At 67.6% G+C, this 16,198-nt stretch carries 17 protein-coding genes; 14 read left to right on the forward strand and 3 right to left on the reverse strand.

Features of this window, described 5'->3' with window-relative positions:
* Positions 1–36 precede the first annotated feature (36 nt).
* From P7V53_RS23305 to P7V53_RS23350, 10 genes are all read left to right on the forward strand, one after another.
* The gene (locus P7V53_RS23305) at positions 37–1,302 is read left to right on the forward strand and encodes an extracellular solute-binding protein (protein ID WP_280151889.1); all 1,266 of its coding nucleotides are present in this window, start codon (positions 37–39) and stop codon (positions 1,300–1,302) included.
* Between the two features lie 18 nt (positions 1,303–1,320).
* Positions 1,321–2,391, forward strand: coding sequence for a sn-glycerol-3-phosphate ABC transporter ATP-binding protein UgpC (gene ugpC, locus P7V53_RS23310; protein WP_280151890.1), 1,071 nt, complete (start codon positions 1,321–1,323; stop codon positions 2,389–2,391).
* A gap of 2 nt (positions 2,392–2,393) precedes the next feature.
* Positions 2,394–3,353 (forward strand): sugar ABC transporter permease, encoded by a 960-nt coding sequence (locus P7V53_RS23315; RefSeq protein WP_280151891.1) that lies wholly within the window; start codon positions 2,394–2,396, stop codon positions 3,351–3,353.
* Positions 3,350–4,180, forward strand: a complete 831-nt coding sequence (locus tag P7V53_RS23320; protein ID WP_280151892.1) for a carbohydrate ABC transporter permease — start codon at positions 3,350–3,352, stop codon at positions 4,178–4,180. The genes P7V53_RS23315 and P7V53_RS23320 overlap by 4 nt, the downstream gene beginning before the upstream one ends.
* Positions 4,177–5,004 carry an amidohydrolase family protein gene (locus P7V53_RS23325; RefSeq protein WP_280151893.1) on the forward strand — a complete coding sequence of 276 codons (828 nt, stop codon included), beginning with the start codon at positions 4,177–4,179 and terminating at the stop codon, positions 5,002–5,004. Before P7V53_RS23320 ends, P7V53_RS23325 begins: the two co-directional genes overlap by 4 nt.
* A gap of 8 nt (positions 5,005–5,012) precedes the next feature.
* Positions 5,013–5,723, forward strand: coding sequence for an NIPSNAP family protein (locus tag P7V53_RS23330; protein WP_280151894.1), 711 nt, complete (start codon positions 5,013–5,015; stop codon positions 5,721–5,723).
* A complete protein-coding gene (locus P7V53_RS23335) occupies positions 5,720–6,616 on the forward strand; it encodes an NAD(P)-dependent oxidoreductase (RefSeq protein WP_280151895.1) in 897 nt (298 codons plus the stop codon). Before P7V53_RS23330 ends, P7V53_RS23335 begins: the two co-directional genes overlap by 4 nt.
* Positions 6,617–6,655: 39 nt before the next feature.
* Entirely contained in the window at positions 6,656–7,444 is a 789-nt protein-coding gene (locus tag P7V53_RS23340; RefSeq protein ID WP_280151896.1) for an RraA family protein, read from the forward strand.
* Positions 7,441–8,343 (forward strand): amidohydrolase family protein, encoded by a 903-nt coding sequence (locus P7V53_RS23345; RefSeq protein ID WP_280151897.1) that lies wholly within the window; start codon positions 7,441–7,443, stop codon positions 8,341–8,343. The genes P7V53_RS23340 and P7V53_RS23345 overlap by 4 nt, the downstream gene beginning before the upstream one ends.
* 117 nt (positions 8,344–8,460) lie before the next feature.
* Positions 8,461–10,053: an aldehyde dehydrogenase (NADP(+)) gene (locus tag P7V53_RS23350; protein ID WP_280151898.1), complete on the forward strand. Its 1,593-nt coding sequence runs from the start codon at positions 8,461–8,463 to the stop codon at positions 10,051–10,053.
* 11 nt (positions 10,054–10,064) lie between these two features.
* On the opposite strand, the gene P7V53_RS23355 is transcribed toward P7V53_RS23350, so the two are convergent.
* On the reverse strand, positions 10,065–10,970 hold the full coding sequence (locus tag P7V53_RS23355; RefSeq protein WP_280151899.1) for an AraC family transcriptional regulator: 906 nt from the start codon (positions 10,968–10,970) through the stop codon (positions 10,065–10,067).
* A 178-nt stretch (positions 10,971–11,148) separates the two neighbouring features.
* On the opposite strand from P7V53_RS23355, the gene P7V53_RS23360 reads away from it, so the two are divergent.
* Positions 11,149–12,015, forward strand: coding sequence for an SDR family NAD(P)-dependent oxidoreductase (locus tag P7V53_RS23360; protein WP_280151900.1), 867 nt, complete (start codon positions 11,149–11,151; stop codon positions 12,013–12,015).
* Positions 12,016–12,070: 55 nt separating this feature from the next.
* Here the strand turns inward: P7V53_RS23360 and P7V53_RS23365 are convergent, their stop codons facing one another.
* Entirely contained in the window at positions 12,071–12,370 is a 300-nt protein-coding gene (locus tag P7V53_RS23365; protein WP_280151901.1) for a hypothetical protein, read from the reverse strand.
* Positions 12,371–12,597: 227 nt separating this feature from the next.
* On the opposite strand from P7V53_RS23365, the gene P7V53_RS23370 reads away from it, so the two are divergent.
* Complete coding sequence (locus P7V53_RS23370; protein ID WP_280151902.1) at positions 12,598–13,227, forward strand: DUF938 domain-containing protein; 630 nt, start codon at positions 12,598–12,600, stop codon at positions 13,225–13,227.
* A 130-nt stretch (positions 13,228–13,357) separates the two neighbouring features.
* Here P7V53_RS23370 and P7V53_RS23375 read toward each other — a convergent pair whose 3' ends face one another.
* Complete coding sequence (locus P7V53_RS23375; protein WP_280151903.1) at positions 13,358–14,233, reverse strand: LysR family transcriptional regulator; 876 nt, start codon at positions 14,231–14,233, stop codon at positions 13,358–13,360.
* Positions 14,234–14,335: 102 nt separating this feature from the next.
* Here P7V53_RS23375 and P7V53_RS23380 point away from each other — a divergent pair, with 102 nt between their 5' ends.
* Positions 14,336–15,271, forward strand: coding sequence for an NADP-dependent oxidoreductase (locus P7V53_RS23380; protein WP_280151904.1), 936 nt, complete (start codon positions 14,336–14,338; stop codon positions 15,269–15,271).
* 38 nt (positions 15,272–15,309) lie between these two features.
* Positions 15,310–16,179 carry an NmrA/HSCARG family protein gene (locus P7V53_RS23385; RefSeq protein ID WP_280151905.1) on the forward strand — a complete coding sequence of 290 codons (870 nt, stop codon included), beginning with the start codon at positions 15,310–15,312 and terminating at the stop codon, positions 16,177–16,179.
* The last annotated feature ends 19 nt before the right edge of the window (positions 16,180–16,198 follow it).

Genomic DNA, 16,198 nt, shown 5'->3' on the forward strand with positions numbered 1-16,198 from the left:
CCGACCGAATTCAAGCCTCATACCCACGGAGACACCATGAGCATTCAAGACACGAGCCGCCGGACCGTCATCAAGCAGATGGGCGCCACGGCGCTGGCGCTGGGCGGCGGCACGCTGCTCGGCGCGCGCAGCGCCTTCGCCGCCGACCCGGTGCAGCTCATCAGCCACCGCTACCCGGCGCTCGAGTTCTGGGCCGGCAAGATGAAGACCGCGCTGCCCGGCGTGGACGTCAACGCGCAACTCATCCCGTTCGAGAAGATGGGTGAGTTGGTCACGATCGCGATGTCGTCGAAGTCGGCGACCTTCGACATCGTCTACGTCATCGACTCGACCGTCGCCTCGTATGCGCGCAACGGATGGCTGCGTCCGCTGGACGACCTGTGGGCCAAGTACAAGAAGGAGTTCGCGCTGGACGACTTCTCCGACGCGGCGATGAAGATGTGCTCGTACAAGGGCCACATCTATGCCATCCCCGGCACCGTCAACACGATGATGTTCTATTACCGCAAGGACCTCTTCGACGCGGCCGGCAAGACGCCGCCGAAGACGATGGCCGAATACCAGGCGCTGGCCAAGAGCTTCCACACCCCCGCGCGCGCCGGCACCATCGACTGCTTGAAGCCCAGCGACGCCACGCTCAACGAGGCGCACTGGTACATGAACACCATCGGCGCCGGCTGGTTCGACGACAAGTGGAAGCCGATCTTCAACAACGCGCGCGGCGTGCGTGCCATCGAGGCGCTGAAGGACACCACCAAGTACGCGCAGCGCGGCTTCGCCACCGCCGCCAACGACGAATGCACGATCGCGCTGCAGCAGGACGCAGCGGTGATGGGCCAGCAATGGGCCACGCGCGCCCGCTCGGTGGACGACCCCAAGCAGTCGCGCGTCATCGGCAAGTTCGACTGGACGCCGATGCCCGAAGGCAAGGCGCGCGTGCTCACCGACGGCTACGCGATCTCGGCGTTCAGCAAGCAGGACCCCGACAAGCTGTTCCGCATCATGGCCACGGCCACCCGGGAAGCCAACATGCGCGAGGCGGCGGCGATGCTGGTGCCACCGCGCAAATCGCTGTTGCAGGACCCGGAGCTGCGCGCGAAGAACCGCTTCTATGCGGCGGCGGCGCAGGCCATCGAGACCGGGGTCCCGTTCCCGGCTCTGCCGGAGTTCTATGCAGTGGGCGAGTTCATCTCGCGCCGCATCCTGCAGGCGGTCACGGGCGAGATGCCGGTCAAGGAGGCGCTCGACAAGGCGGCGTCCGAGACCGAGGCGTACCTCGGCACGCGCGGCTACTACAAATAAGCGAAAGGCGTCCACACCATGTCAGCCGTTCACCTGAGCGCCATCGAGAAGTACTTCGGGGACACCCACGTCATCCGCGGCGTCGATATCCGTATCGCCGACGGCGAGTTCTGCGTGCTGGTCGGCCCGTCGGGCTGCGGCAAGTCCACGCTGCTGCGCATGATCGCCGGGCTCGAGGAAGTCGACGAAGGCAAGATCACCATCGGCAACACCGTCGTCAACGACAAACCACCGAAGCAACGCGACATCGCGATGGTGTTCCAGAACTACGCGCTGTACCCGCACATGACGGTGCGCGACAACATGTCGTTCGCGCTCAAGCTGGCGCGCCAGCCGCAGTCCGAGATCGACGTGCAGGTCAAGCGCGCGGCCGACATCCTGTCGCTCGCGCCCTATCTCGACCGCTTTCCGCGCCAGCTCTCGGGCGGCCAGCGGCAGCGCGTCGCGATGGGCCGCGCCATCGTGCGCAACCCGCTCGTGTTCCTCTTCGACGAGCCGCTGTCCAATCTCGACGCCAAGCTGCGCGTGCAGATGCGCACCGAGATCCGCGAGCTGCACCAGCGCCTGAAGACGACCTCGATCTACGTCACGCACGACCAGACCGAGGCGATGACGATGGCCGACAAGATCGTCGTCCTGAAAGACGGCGTGGTCGAGCAGACCGGCAGCCCGCTGGAGCTGTACGAGCGGCCGGCCAACAGCTTCGTCGCCGGCTTCATCGGCTCGCCGGCGATGAACCTGCTGCAGGGGGTCGCCCGCACGGCCGGCGGCGAGCCGCGCGTCGAGTTCGACGGCGGCGTGTCGCTGCCGTTCCCGATCGGCGCGCGTGCCGACGATGGCCAGCCGGTGATGTACGGCATCCGCCCCGAGCACTGCGCGCCGGGAAGCGGAGGCTTGCCGGTGGAAGTGGTGGTCGTCGAGCCGACCGGCGCGGACACGCAGCTGTACTGCCGCATGAACGGGCGCGACATCACCTCGACGATCCACGACCACGCGCATTGCCGAGTCGGCGAGAGCATCGGGCTCGTGCCGGACCTGAAGCGCGCGCATCTGTTCGACGCGGCAAACGGCCAGCGGCTGGCGGCTTGATCATGGCAACGACCAGCCTGGCCGGCACGGCAGTAGTTCAGTCGTCGAAGGCGGTAACGCGCATCACCGAGCGCACGACAAAGCGGCGCGCCAAGGGCGCGCGCCGCCGCACGCTGTGGCCTTTCCTTCTGCCGAGTGGCGTCATAGCGTTCTTCATCCTGTTGTATCCGCTCGGCTACGCGCTGTACCTGAGCCTGTTCGACGTCTACCTCGACACGGGGGTCAGCACCTTCGTCGGCCTCGGCAACTACGCCGATCTGCTCGGCGACATGCGCTTCTGGTCGTCGTTGCTGCGCACGGTGGGCATCGTCGCGTCGGCGGTCGGAGTCGAGTTCTGCCTCGGGCTTGCGGTGGCCTACGGGCTGTACCGGCTGAAGTTCGCCGTGAGGGGGCTGAACCTGCTGATGTTCCTGCCGCACATCATCACCCCCGTGGTGGCGGCGCTGTTCCTCAAATGGGTGTTCGCGGGCCGCTGGGGCCTGCTCGACTCGGTGCTCGCGGGCATGGGCATCTTCCCGCCCGACTGGCTGGGCGACCCGATGTGGGCACGCATCACGGTCGTCATCGCCGACACGTGGCAGTTCACGCCGTTCATGATCCTGGTGCTGTTCGCGGGCCTGAACACCGTCGACCAAAGCCAGATCGAGGCGGCGCAGATCGACGGTGCGGGCGGGCGGCAGGTCCTATTTCGCATCATGCTGCCGGCCATCCGGCCGCTGATCGTCTTCGTGCTGACGATGCGCATGATGGATGCGTTCCGCTACTTCGACACGATCTACGTGCTCACGTCCGGCGGCCCCGGGTCGGCCACCGAGACCATCACGATGCAGACCTACGCACTGGCGTTCCGTCTGTTCCAGGTCGGCAAGGCGTCGGCACTCGGCGTGATCACCCTGGTCATCGTCATGGCGCTGGCCGCGATTCTCATCGGCGTCGTCGGGCGCAGCAAGGAAAGAGCATGAAGAAGACACGGCGCCTCTCCGCCTCGCAGCTGCTGCTGTTCCTCGCACTGTGCCTGTTCACGGCCATTACGCTGACACCCGTGGCGTGGGCCTTCCTCACGTCGATCAAGCAGCCCATCGACGCCTTCGCGATCCCGCCCAAGCTGGTGTTCGAGCCCACGCTCGAGTTCCACCACATGGTCTGGTTCGAAAAGGGCTTCGGGCGCTTCTTCCTCAACAGCGCCATCATCTCGGTGTCCACCGTGCTCATCTCGGTGTCCATCGGCACGATGGCAGCCTACGGCTTGTCGCGCATGCGCGGCAAGGCGGCCAAGGGGATCCTCCTGGGACTCCTCTCGCTGCGCATGTTCCCGCACATGCTGCTGGCGATCCCGTTCTTCATCCTCGCCAAGCTGCTGAACCTGATCGACACCTACCCGGCGATGGTGCTGGCGCTGGTCGCGATCAACCAGCCGTTCACGATCTGGTTGATGCACAGCTTCTTCGTCGACGTCCCGGCCGAGGTCGACGAGGCGGCCGCGATCGACGGCGCCAGCGAATGGCAGACCTTCTTCAAGGTGGTGCTTCCGATCGTGCGGCCGGGGCTGTGGGTCACGGCGCTGTTCAGCCTGCTGCTCGCCTACAACGAGTTCCTGTTCGCGCTGGTGCTCACGGGCCCGAACACGAAGCCGCTGCCGGTGGCCATCGCCGAGTACGGCGGCGAGGACCTCAACTACTGGTCGCTCTCGGCGGCGGCGGCCATCGCGATCATGATCCCGATCGTCGTGTTCATGATGCTGCTGCAGAAGCACCTCGTGCGCGGTCTGGCGCTCGGGGCGGTGAAGTGACGACTGCCGGCCAGAAGATCGTCGATGCGCACCAGCATGTCTGGCGCATCGGCTGCCACGACTATCCGTGGCTTGGCCGGGAGTTGGCGATCCACCGCGACTACGAGCTGGCGGACCTGCGGCCGCTGCTCGGCGACATCGACGCCACGGTACTGGTGCAGGCGTCGCCCACCTCCGCCGAGACGCGCTGGCTGATCGACGTCGCGCTGTCCTCCGAAGGGCTGGTGCGCGGGGTGGTCGGCTGGGTCGACCTCGCCGCGCGCGATGCAGGCGAGGCCATCGCCGAACTCGCGACCCACACGATCGTCAAGGGCGTGCGGCCGATGATCGGCTTCATCGAGGAAACGGGCTGGATCTTGCGCCCGGAGCTCGCGCCGGCGCTCGAGGCACTCGCGCATCACGGCCTGCGCCTCGATGTCGCCGCGCGCCCGCGGCACCTGCCACTGCTGCGGGAGCTGGCGCAGCGCCATCCGTCGCTGGCCCTGGTGATCGATCACGGCGCGAAGCCGACCATTGCAGCCGGCGCATTCGAGCCGTGGGCGCGCGACATCGCGCGGGTCGCGCGCGAGACACGTTGCTTCTGCAAGCTGTCCGGCCTCACGACCGAAGCTCGCCCGGACTGGCGCGACGACGACCTGAAGCCCTGTCTCGAACACCTGCTCGACTGCTTCGGTCCCGACAGGCTGATGTGGGGCAGCGACTGGCCGGTTGTCGACCTAGCCGGTGGCATGACGCGCTGGCGTGAGGCTGCGCTGCGGCTCGTGCCCGCGCAAGCACGCGCCGCGGTCATGCACGACACGGCAGTGGCCTTCTACGACTTGTGAGCGATCCTGTGTTCCACGAACTGCGTCTTTATCATCCCGCTCCTGGGCGAATCGACGAACTGGTCGAGCGCATCGGCTCGGTGATGCATCCCTTCTTCGAGCGGCACGGCTTCCCGAAGCGACTCGGGCAATGGACCGTGGTGGCGGGCGGCACGACGCCGCTGTTCGCCTGGATGCTGCGCTGGACCGATCTCGCACAGCGCACCGCCGCCTTCGCCGCGCTGAACGCCGACGCTGAGTGGCAGGCCGTGCGCACGCGCACCAACGGCCCGGGCGAGATGGTGAAGCGCTACGACCTGCGCTTCCTCGCGCCGGCCGCGGCGTGGACCATGCATCGCGCCACGCACGAGCGGCCAGCTTCATGTCCGCTGTACGAGGTGCGTGTGCATCCGGTCGCGGTCGGACGCACTGGCCACGCTGACCAGGTACTCGCCGAGGTCGACCTTCCGGCGCTGGCCGATTGCGGCGCGGCGATCGCCGGCGTGTTCGACAACATCGTGGGCGGCGCCGCAACACCCGGCGTGACGCTGCTGCTCGGCTGGCAGGACCATGCGCAGCGCCGGCGCGCGCTCGCGGCATACGAGCAGCACGCGAGCGTCGTGGCGGCGCGCCGGCGCGAGCGTCAGCAGTGGGGCGGAGAGCACGTGCTCGGCGAGGGCAGTTCGTTGCTGCTCGAGCCCAGCCCCTTCGGCGCGATCGACCTGGAGGACCCGGCATGAACAAACCACGACTGGGCTTCGTCGGCATCGGCCTCATGGGCGAGGCCATGACCCGGCGGCTTCTCGACCGCGGTTGGCAAGTGACGGTGTGGAACCTGGAGCGCGAGCGGCTGGACCTCGTCACGCTGCACGGCGCGGTTGCCGCGGCATCGCCGGCCGACGTTGTCGCCGCCGCCGACATCGTGCTGATATGCGTGCTGGACGGCGAGGCGGTGCGGCACTGCGTGTTCGGTCCGCACGGGCTGGCCACGGCGCGCGAGACGCGCGGCAAGCTGCTGATTGACTTGTCTACGATCGATCCCGCGGCCACGCAAGAGATGGCGGCACGCGCGGCGCGCGACGCCGGCCTCGCCTGGCTCGACTGCCCTGTCTCCGGCGGCCCCGGCGCCGCACGCGAGGGCAGCATGGCCATCATGGCCGGCGGCGCACCGCATGACTTCGAACGCGCTCGCGCGGTGCTCGGCGACCTCGGCGCCAACGTCACCCACATGGGCCCGACCGGCGCCGGACAGACCACCAAGATCATCAACCAGGCCATTGTCGGCGCGGGCTACGTGCTGATGGTGGAAGCGGCGCTGCTGGCCGAAGCGGCCGGCATCGACGCGGCGCGGCTGCCGGAGTGCCTGGCAGGCGGCTTCGCCGACAGCGTGCTGCTGCGCAAGCTGTATCCGCGCATCCAGCGCCGCGACTTCGATCCCCCAGCGGCCTACGCACGTCAACTGCTGAAGGACCTCAAGGCCGTCGGCGAGTTTGCGCGCGAGCATGGCTGCGACCTTCCGCTGGTCGAGCAGGCCGGCGCGCGCTTCGACGCCTACGTCGCGAGCGGCCACGCGATGTCCGACCCGGCGTCGATCATCCGCCTGTACGAGGCGAGCCGGCGCAAGGCCGCCTAGCGCCTCTCGCATCCCCCACCCCAACCCATGGATAGCCACATGACCTCCGACAATGCCAAACCCAGCATCGATCCGTTCCGACTGAAGAAGCTCTACGACCCCCTGCGCGTGGCCGACGTGTGCGATGCGCTCGACGGGATCGGCTACTTCAACATCGGCCTCGTCTCGCCCGACATCAAGGCGCTGTCGAGCGGGACGCGCTTCTGGGGCGTCGCCTTCACCGTGCGCTGCGTCCCCGCGAATCGGCCGATGTGGACGCTGCCCACCACCGAGGAGATCGTCGACTCGCACGATATCTGGTTCCGCAAGGTCGGGCTCGGCGTGTGGCGCTTCTACGACCAGCTGCAGCCCGGGCACGTCGTCGTCACCGACACCGGCGGCGCTCCGCCGGTGGGCCTGTGGGGCTCGGAGAACTCGCTGCGCGCGATGCAGAAGGGCGCAGTTGGCATCGTCACCGACGGGCAATGCCGCGACAGCGCCGAGCTCGTCGACCAGAAGACACCGATCTGCTCCCGCGGCGTCGCGCGCACCATCATTCCGGGGCGCATCGAGATCATCGAGACGCAGACGCGCATCGGCATGGGCGGCGTGCAAGTCCGCCCCGGCGACATCGTCGGCTGCGACGACGACGGGCTCGTCGTGGTGCCGCTCGAAGTGGCCGAGACCGTGGCCAGGCATGCACGCGAGGTGCTGCTGGCCGACATGCGCAAGCGCGAGCGGCACTTCGCCCAGCTCGGCATGGAAAGCGACGACAGCGTCGACGTGGCCGGCATGGAGCAGTACTTCGCCGAGCTCGACCGCGAAGCGAAACGGGTGTTGGCGCCATGAGGTTCGACGAGCCGTTCATCGACGCGCACCAGCACTTCTGGGATCTCGGGAAGAACCCGTATCCCTGGCTGCAGGATCCCGAGCCGGTTCCGTTCCGCTACGGCGACTACTCGGCGCTGAAGCGCAACTACCTGCCGGCCGACCTCGCGCGCGATACCGCGGGATTCGCGCCGGTGAAGACGGTGCACATAGAGGCGGAGTGGAATCGCGCCGCGCCAGTGGACGAGACGAAGTGGCTGTCCGTGCTGGCGGGCGAGACCGGCCGGCCGTCGGCCTGCGTGGCACACGCAGCGCTGGATCATGTCGATGTCTGCGAGGTGCTGGCGGCGCACGCGGCTTATCCGCTGGTGCGCGGCATCCGCCACAAGCCGGTCACCGCCGCCTCGCCGGCGGACGCGAAGCGCGGTCTGCCGGGATCGATGGACGATCCGCGCTGGCGCGCCGGCTTCGCATTGCTGACCCAGCACGGGTTCTCGTTCGACCTGCAGGCGCCGTGGTGGAATCTGGACCAGGCCGCCGACCTGGCCGTCGACTTTCCCGGCACGACGATCGTCATCAACCACACCGGGCTGCCTGCGGACCGCAGCGCCGAAGGGCTGACCGGTTGGCGGCAAGCGATGGACAGGGCGGCCCACCGGTCGAATGTCGTCGTCAAGATTTCCGGCCTCGGGCAGCGCGATCGTCGGTGGACGCAGGACGCCAACGTCCCGATCATCCGAGACACGATCGCGATCTTCGGCGCCGATCGCTGCATGTTCGCGAGCAACTTTCCGGTCGACAGCCTCGTCGCGTCCTATGAGGTCCTGCTGGCCGGGTTCCTGGCGGCGATCGCCGGCCAGTCAGATGCGGATCGGCGCAAGCTGTTGCATGACAACGCGAAGCGCGTGTACCGGCTGTAGCAACCGGCTCACATCTGCCGCCTCGGCCGAGCGCACCACGAGCAAGAGTTGCACAGGCCACGAACAGAACAAGCTCGTGCCCTGGCAGCTCGCCGCCATCACATGAACCAGGACAACATGACGACTCAACTGACCGGCCATCTCCTGATCGGCCACCAAGAGGTGGCCGGCGCCGCGCACGCGTACCGCGGGTTCGACCCGTCGACCGGGCGCGAACTGGAGCCCACCTTCTCCGCCGCGACGCCCGAAGATGTCGGCCGCGCCGCCGTGCTGGCGCGCGACGCCTTCGACGCCTATCGCGCGACCTCGGCCGGCCAGCGTGCCGACTTTCTCGAAAGCATCGCGGCCGGCGTCGAGTCGCTGGGCGAGCCGTTGATCGCGCGCGCCATGGCCGAGAGCGGCCTGCCGCGCGCGCGCCTCGAGGGCGAACGCGGACGCACCGCGGGCCAGTTGCGGCTGTTCGCGCGCATGCTGCGCGACGGACTGTGGCAGCAGGTCACGATCGACAGCGCCCAACCCGAGCGCCAACCGGTGCCGCGGCCCGACCTGCGCCAGCGCCAGATCGCGCTCGGCCCCGTCGCGGTGTTCGGTGCCAGCAACTTCCCGCTCGCGTTCTCGGTCGCCGGCGGCGACACCGCCTCGGCGCTTGCCGCGGGTTGCCCGGTGATCGTCAAGGCGCATCCATCGCATCCCGGCACGTCGGAAATGGTCGCGCGCGTGATCCAGCAGACGGTCGTCGAGCATGGCTTGCCCGAGGGCACGTTCTCGATGGTAGGCGGCCCCTCGAACGAGGTCGGCGCGCTGCTCGTGTCGCACCCCGCGGTGCAGGCCGTGGGCTTCACCGGCTCGCGTGCTGGCGGGCTCGCGCTGTGCCGGCTCGCACGTGAACGCGCGCAGCCCATCCCGGTGTATGCCGAGATGAGCTCGATCAACCCCATCTTCCTGTTGCCCGCCGCGCTCTCCGCGCGCGCCGAGGCCATCGCGGCGGGATACGTCGAGTCGCTACTGCTCGGCGTCGGCCAGTTCTGCACCAACCCCGGCCTCGTGGTCGGCGTGGCGGGACCCGGATGGGACCGCTTCGTGGCGGCCGTGTCGGCGCTGCTGCCGCAGCGCGCGGCAGGCACCATGCTCAATGCCGGCATCCACGCCGCTTATGGCGAAAACATCGCGCGCTTGGCGCTCGCCAGCAGTGTGCAGGTCGTTGCGACGGGCAAGCCGGCCAACGCGCCGCACGCGGCCGTGGCCTGGGTGCACCAGGCCACGGCCAGCGACTTCATGGCGCAAGCCGCTCTACACGACGAGGTGTTCGGGCCGAGCGGCCTGCTGGTGTCTTGCCAGGACACGGCCGAACTGCGTGCCGTGGCCGAGCGGCTCGAGGGCCAGCTGACCGCAACACTGCAGATGGACGACGAGGACCTTGCTGTCGCCAGGCAGTTGCTGCCCACGCTCGAGCGCAAGGCCGGCCGCATCCTCGCCAACAGTTTTCCCACCGGCGTGGAAGTGTCGTACGCGATGGTGCACGGCGGCCCGTTCCCGGCGTCGTCCGATTCGCGCAGCACTTCCGTGGGCGCGCGCGCCATCGAGCGCTTTCTGCGGCCGGTGTGCTACCAGGGTCTGCCGGCCGCGCTGTTGCCCGAATCGCTGCATCCCCGGGCCGCGCCGGGCGCATGGCGCCTCGTCGACGGCGCATGGCGTTGCGGGCCCGCGTAGCGCATGGGCGATCATGCCTCGTCGCCCGCATTGACCTGCGCGGACGGTCGCAGCGCCAGGACCGACTTCATGCGCTGTGCCTCTTCAACCGGTGTGCGGCCGAACAGGCGCCTGAACTCGCGGCTGAACTGCGAGGCGCTTTCGTACCCCACCGCCACGCAGGCGGCGGCGGCCGTAACACCCTGGCGCACCATCAGCAGGCGCGCCTGGTGGAGACGCATGGCCTTGAGGTACTGCAATGGCGAAGTGCCCATCGTGGCCTTGAAGTTCGCATGGAACGCAGGCGCGCTCATTCCTGCTGTGTGGGCCAGTGTGGCGATGTCGAGCGCGTCCGCGTAGTTGTCATGCATTCGATACAGCGCACGGGCGATTCTTTGGAAGCGGCTGCCTTGCGCGAGTGCCGCCCGCATCGCAGCGCCCTGCTCTCCGGTGAGCACCCGGAAGTAGATCTCGCGCAAGATGCCCGGCCCGAGGATGCGCGCCTCCAACGGCGACGCCAGCACGCGCAGCAGCCGCAACAGAGCGTCCGACAGTTCCCCGTCGACCGGTGTTGACGCCATGGTGCAGGGCTGCGCTTCAGCCGCACCGCGGTCCTGCGCAACCGCCAGCGCGATCTCCGCCGCCTGCCCCGGTTCAATTCGCAGCGCCATGCCCAGCAGCGGCCTTTTCGCGCTCGCTTCGGTCTCGCTCTCGAAGGACATCGGCACCGACAGCACGAGGTAGTGCTGCGCGTCATAGGCATAGAGCCTGCCGCCGAGAAACCCACGCTTGCGCCCTTGCACCACGATGCAGATGCTCGGCTCGTAAAGCACGGGTGCTCGCATCACCGGCCCGTTGGCACGCATGAACCGCACACCGGGAATCGCTGACTCGGTATAGCCCTCTTGCGGCGCGAGCCGGTCGACCAGGACGGCCATTCTTTCGGTTGGTGACTGCATGGCTCGATGATAGAAACAGGCGCGGATCACCGCCTGACCTTCCCGGCACGTCGCGCAATATCAATAGGTTCAGGCAATGCTTGCAGAGCTTCAGGCCTTGGCCGGCAGGGCGGGACCCCGAAGAATCCTTCACGTCCATTCCACTGAAGGATTCAGCATGAGCAAGACCTGGTTCATCACGGGTGCCACCCGAGGCATCGGCTTCGAGATCGTCAAAGCGGCCCTCGCCCGGGGTGACAAGGTCGTCGCGACTGGCCGCGACTTTGCACGCACCGCTCAGGCGTTGGAGAGCCTGCCCGCCGCGCAAGCCGATCGACTGCTGGCCGCACCGCTCGACGTATCCATCGCCGTGCAGGCGCAGGCCGCCGCCGATGCTGCCGTGTCGCGCTTCGGCCGCATCGACGTGCTGGTCAACAACGCGGGGTTTGGCCAACTGGGTCTGTTCGAGGAACTGGAGGCCGCAGCGATCGAGCGTCAGTTCGCCACCAACGTGTTCGGGCTGATGCACGTGACCCGCACGGTGCTGCCGGTGATGCGTCGGCAGCGAGCCGGACACGTGTTCAACCTGTCCTCGATCGGCGGCGTGCAGGGCTTCAACGGCGCCTCGGTGTACTGCGCGAGCAAGTTCGCCGTAGAGGGCTACTCGGAATCGCTGGCGCTGGAGGTGGCGGCTTTCGGCATCGGCGTCACCCTCGTCGAACCGGGCTTCTTCCGCACCGATTTCCTCGACGATCGCTCGGTGCGCTACGGCAGCATGAAGCTCGAGGACTATGCGCCGGCTTCGGCCGAATTGCAGGACACCTACAGCGCCTACAGTCACCGCCAGGCGGGTGATCCCACAAGATTGGCCGCCGCACTGGTACGCCTGGCCCACGAGGCGCAGCCGCCGCTGCACTTTGCCGCCGGATCCGATGCCGTCTGCGGCATCCTCAGCGTCCTCGATGCACGGCGAGCCGAGATCGAGCAATGGCGCTCACTGTCGGAGTCCACCGATTTCCCGCCCCAGGCGGTAGGCACGACCTGACCGGCGCCGGTTCTGGGTGTGCGGCCGACGAAGGATCCGGTGACGACGACGACGCTCAGCAAGGAGAAGGCAGCTGCCGCCGCGGCCGCGCGGGAGTATCGCGGGCCGTGGCTGCAACGCCAGCGGCGTTCACGCGGCCATTGGCATTCGGCTGAGGGCCCTTCGCGATTCGAGTGGTCCACCATTCGAGCGTCGATCTTGCCGATTCAACCGGATTCCGCACGGGGAGCGTCCACCATTCAAGCTTGAAACTCGCTCGAGTTTGCGTGTCGTGAATGCGATCCTCACCGGGATTCGCCGTGGCCGCGCGTGCGGCGCGCGCCTCGGCATACATCAGTCCCATGATCTTGCTCATTTGATTTCATTCCTTGCAGGTTGCGTGCTCGCTCGATGGGTCGAGCACATCGGCAGCCCTGAGGCTGTCGACCAGCGATGACGCTGCGCTGTCAGCAGTCTGCGAACGTTGCGTATCGGCGCGACTTCACCGAACGGCCGCTTTGTACTCAACGTGTATTCGATGAGGAGCGGAACTGATACCCGGGGAGACGAAGATGGCGTCATGCATTTGCATACCATCGCTGCATGGACGCACGCGAGACCGCCCCCTCCCCCGAGCGCAACAAGCAGCCGATCCTCGAGGTGCTCGCGCGCGTGTTGCCGCCACGCGGCCTCGTGCTCGAGATCGGCAGCGGCACCGGGCAGCACGTGGCGCACTTCGCCAAGGCTTTGCCCGCCCTCACTTTCCAGCCAAGCGAGATGGACGTGGAGCGCCATGCTTCCATCGAGGCGTGGGCCGCCGCAGGCAACCTGTCGAACGTGAAGCCGCCCCTCGCCATCGACGTCACGAAGCGTCCCTGGCCCGTATCCGCGGCCGACGCGGTCGTGTGCATCAACGTGATCCATATCTCCCCGTGGGAGGCCACGCTCGCGTTGATGGCGGGCGCCGGCACGATCCTGCCCGCCGGCGGCGTGCTTGTGACCTACGGCCCGTACATGCGCGGCGGCGCGCACACGTCGCAGAGCAATGAAGCGTTCGACGCGAGCCTGCGCGCAAGGAATCCGCTCTGGGGCGTGCGCGACATCGACAAGGTGGCGGAAGTCGCGGGCAATGAAGGCCTTGCGCTGGAGGAGGCCGTACCGATGCCGGCAAACAACTTCACGCTGGTCTGGCGCAAATCCACCGGCGCATTCCCCGGCGCGCGGGGTTCTTGAGCACCTGAGCTGTCAGCCACGAATGGCAGGAACTGGCCGCTGGCGCGCAGTCAGGCTCTCGAGTCCCTCGAGCCCATGTTCGACATTCGTCGCGACCTGAAGGTTGGCGCTGGTCGTGGAGGCGCTTCTTCTAGCCGTTCAGTACGAGAGACCCCGCCGGATATTGCCCGCACATGAACTCGACGAACGCCCGAACCTTCGGCGCAGGAAGTCGTCGCGATGTATGCAAGACCCAGAGCGCGACCTCCACGCCCGAAACCGCGCCCCACTGAACCAGCTCTCCACGAGTCAATGGGTTCCACGCGATGGATTGCGGTATCAGGGCGGCGCCGGCGCCGGCAATTGCAGCGTCGCGAATCATCAGGAACGAGGAAAGTCTCAGCCTCGGGATCGGCTCCAGGATCAGGCGTCCCTCGTCGAGTGTCCAAGTCCCCGGCTGAAAGCTTGAGGACACGATACCGGGAACGGGTCTGACCTTGCCTGGGGTCGGCACTGGCACGGACGGTGCGGCCACGACCACCAGCCGGTCCTTGGCGAAACACCGGCCGACGAGGTTGCTGTCCGGGCCCGGATTGATCCGAATCGCGGCGTCGAACTGCTCCTCGACGAGGTCGACGAGGCGATCCTCCGCCACAACCTCGCAGCTGACCTCCGGGTACGCCGCGCAGAACTCGGCGGAGATGCGACCCATCGCAAGCTGAGAGAAGAGCACCGGCGCAGCGACACGCAAGCGCCCGCGCGGTGCCGACAAGCCCTCGCGGGCGGCAGTCATGGCGTCAATCACCTCGTGCATCGGCCCTTCGGTGCGGTCCATCAGCATCTGACCGGCTTCGGTCAGCTTGAGCCCGCGGGCGCTGCGCTCGATGAGTCGCACGCCGAGTTGCTCTTCCAGCTCCGCAATGCGCCGCGACAGGGTCGCCTTGGATCTCCCGCTCGCACGGCTCGCCTTTCCCAGTCCTCCATTCGTGGCGACGAGCGCGAAGTCGGTCAATGCATTGAGGTCCATGTGTTCCATATTTGAAACGATGTGTCCTCATTTTGGCGTCTTCGTTTTGCCGGCGCAACGACCTATCTTCCCGTCATCGCACTTCGATACGAGGAAACGGAAATGACCATCACTCAACGCGCTGTACTGCTACGCGCCTATGGCGGTGTTGCCGCCGCCCAGGTCGCCGAGATCGTCAGGCCCGCAGCCCGAGAGGGCCAGGTTCTGGTCCGGGTTCGCGCCGCCGGCGTCAACGGCATCGACTGGAAAGTTCGTGAAGGCTACGTCCGCGACGCCTTCCCACTTCAATTGCCCGCCGTGCTGGGTATCGAACTCGCAGGCACCGTCGAGGCGGTCGGCCCCGGCGCATCGCGCTTTCGCGTGGGCGATCGCGTCATGGGGCCGCTTGGCGGGCTGGGTGCCTACGCCGATTTCGTGACGGTCGCCGAGGCGAACCTGGTGCGCACGCCGCCAAGCCTGGCCGACGTCCACGCGGCTGGCGTTCCTGTGGCGGCCGTAGCGGCCTGGCACAGCTTGCACCATGCGGGTCCGATCGCCGCAGGCCAGCGAATTCTCATCCAGGGTGCAGCGGGCGGGCTGGGCGGCTATGCCGTGCAGTACGCCAAGCGGGCAGGCGCCGAAGTCTTCGCGACGGCGGCGACCGCGCATGTCGAGTACGTGCGCAGCCTGGGGGCGGACCACGTCATCGACTACCAGACCCAACGCTTCGAGTCGGTCGCGCGCGACATCGATCTGGTGCTCGACTACGTCGGCGGCGAAGTGCTCGATCGCTCGTGGCAGGTGCTGACGAAGGACGGCGCGATCGTCGGCACGTCCTCGCCTGACATCCTTGCACGCACGCCGCCAGGCCGCCGCGGACTGTGGTTCACGAACAAGCCGGACGCTGCTCTCCTGGAGCGGCTGGCGACGGAGATCGCCCAAGGCACGCTGGTCTCGAAGCTCGGCGAAGTCATCGGGTTCGCCGACATTCCCGCGGCCATCGAACGCAATCGCACGGACCCTCGCATCGGCAAGGTCGTCGCGGACTTCTCGCGCTGATCGATCCCCCACCGCACCCACCACCCCTGGAGTCTTCCATGAGCATTCTCGTCATCGGTGCCACCGGCACCATCGGTTCCCTCGTCGTCCAAGGCCTGGCTGCCGCCGGCGCCGAAGTCAGCGCCTTCGTTCGCACGCCCGGCAAGCAACGCTTCCCGGCGGACGTCAAGGAGGTCGTCGGCGACCTGACCGACGTGCCCTCGTTGCGCGCGGCGCTGTCGTCGGTGCGGACGTTGTTCCTGCTGAACGCCGTCACGCCCGACGAAGTGACGCAAGCCCTCGTCGCGCTGAACCTGGCGCGCGAGGCGGGCATCGAGCGGGTCGTCTACCTGTCGGTCATCCACGCGGACAAGTTCACCAACGTGCCGCACTTCACCGGCAAGCACACGGTCGAGCGAATGATCGAGAGCCTCGACATTCCGGCGACCATTCTTCGGCCTGCCTACTTCATGCAGAACGAGCGCATGGTCCAGCAGGTGATCCAGGGCCCCGGTGTCTACCCGATGCCGATCGGCTCGGCAGGCGTCGCGATGATCGATGCGCGAGACATCGCGGACATCGCGGTCGCCGAACTGCTGCGCCGCGACCGCGCGCCCGCGCCGTTGCCCCGCGCAACGCTGGAGTTGGTCGGGCCCGAGCCATTGACTGGAGAGTCGGCAGCCGACATCTGGAGTGCCGCGCTCGGTCGCGCAGTGACTTACGGCGGGGACGACCTGTCGGCGTTCGAAGGACAGATGGCTTCGTTCGGGCCCTCCTGGCTTGCCTACGACATGCGGCTGATGATGGCCGGCATCCAGAAGTTCGGCATGCGCGGTTCGGACGGTGCAGCGGATCGCCTGCAGGCCATCCTGGGTCGACCTCTGCGCAAGTACATCGACTTCGTCAAGGAGGCCATTGCCGCGTCGTAGCCGGCCGGTCTGAGCATGT

Origin of the sequence: Piscinibacter sp. XHJ-5, assembly GCF_029855045.1 — a bacterium.
GTDB lineage: Bacteria > Pseudomonadota > Gammaproteobacteria > Burkholderiales > Burkholderiaceae_C > Albitalea.

Excerpts from the sequence above, each read along its gene's own strand:
- P7V53_RS23305 (WP_280151889.1), top strand. The coding sequence starts at position 37 with ATGAGCATTCAAGACACGAGCCGCCGGACCGTCATCAAGCAGATGGGC.
- ugpC (WP_280151890.1), top strand. The coding sequence starts at position 1,321 with ATGTCAGCCGTTCACCTGAGCGCCATCGAGAAGTACTTCGGGGACACC.
- P7V53_RS23315 (WP_280151891.1), top strand. The coding sequence starts at position 2,394 with ATGGCAACGACCAGCCTGGCCGGCACGGCAGTAGTTCAGTCGTCGAAG.
- P7V53_RS23320 (WP_280151892.1), top strand. The coding sequence starts at position 3,350 with ATGAAGAAGACACGGCGCCTCTCCGCCTCGCAGCTGCTGCTGTTCCTC.
- P7V53_RS23335 (WP_280151895.1), top strand. The coding sequence starts at position 5,720 with ATGAACAAACCACGACTGGGCTTCGTCGGCATCGGCCTCATGGGCGAG.
- P7V53_RS23340 (WP_280151896.1), top strand. The coding sequence starts at position 6,656 with ATGACCTCCGACAATGCCAAACCCAGCATCGATCCGTTCCGACTGAAG.
- P7V53_RS23345 (WP_280151897.1), top strand. The coding sequence starts at position 7,441 with ATGAGGTTCGACGAGCCGTTCATCGACGCGCACCAGCACTTCTGGGAT.
- P7V53_RS23350 (WP_280151898.1), top strand. The coding sequence starts at position 8,461 with ATGACGACTCAACTGACCGGCCATCTCCTGATCGGCCACCAAGAGGTG.
- P7V53_RS23355 (WP_280151899.1), bottom strand. The coding sequence starts at position 10,970 with ATGGCCGTCCTGGTCGACCGGCTCGCGCCGCAAGAGGGCTATACCGAG.
- P7V53_RS23360 (WP_280151900.1), top strand. The coding sequence starts at position 11,149 with ATGAGCAAGACCTGGTTCATCACGGGTGCCACCCGAGGCATCGGCTTC.
- P7V53_RS23365 (WP_280151901.1), bottom strand. The coding sequence starts at position 12,370 with ATGAGCAAGATCATGGGACTGATGTATGCCGAGGCGCGCGCCGCACGC.
- P7V53_RS23370 (WP_280151902.1), top strand. The coding sequence starts at position 12,598 with ATGGACGCACGCGAGACCGCCCCCTCCCCCGAGCGCAACAAGCAGCCG.
- P7V53_RS23375 (WP_280151903.1), bottom strand. The coding sequence starts at position 14,233 with ATGGACCTCAATGCATTGACCGACTTCGCGCTCGTCGCCACGAATGGA.
- P7V53_RS23380 (WP_280151904.1), top strand. The coding sequence starts at position 14,336 with ATGACCATCACTCAACGCGCTGTACTGCTACGCGCCTATGGCGGTGTT.
- P7V53_RS23385 (WP_280151905.1), top strand. The coding sequence starts at position 15,310 with ATGAGCATTCTCGTCATCGGTGCCACCGGCACCATCGGTTCCCTCGTC.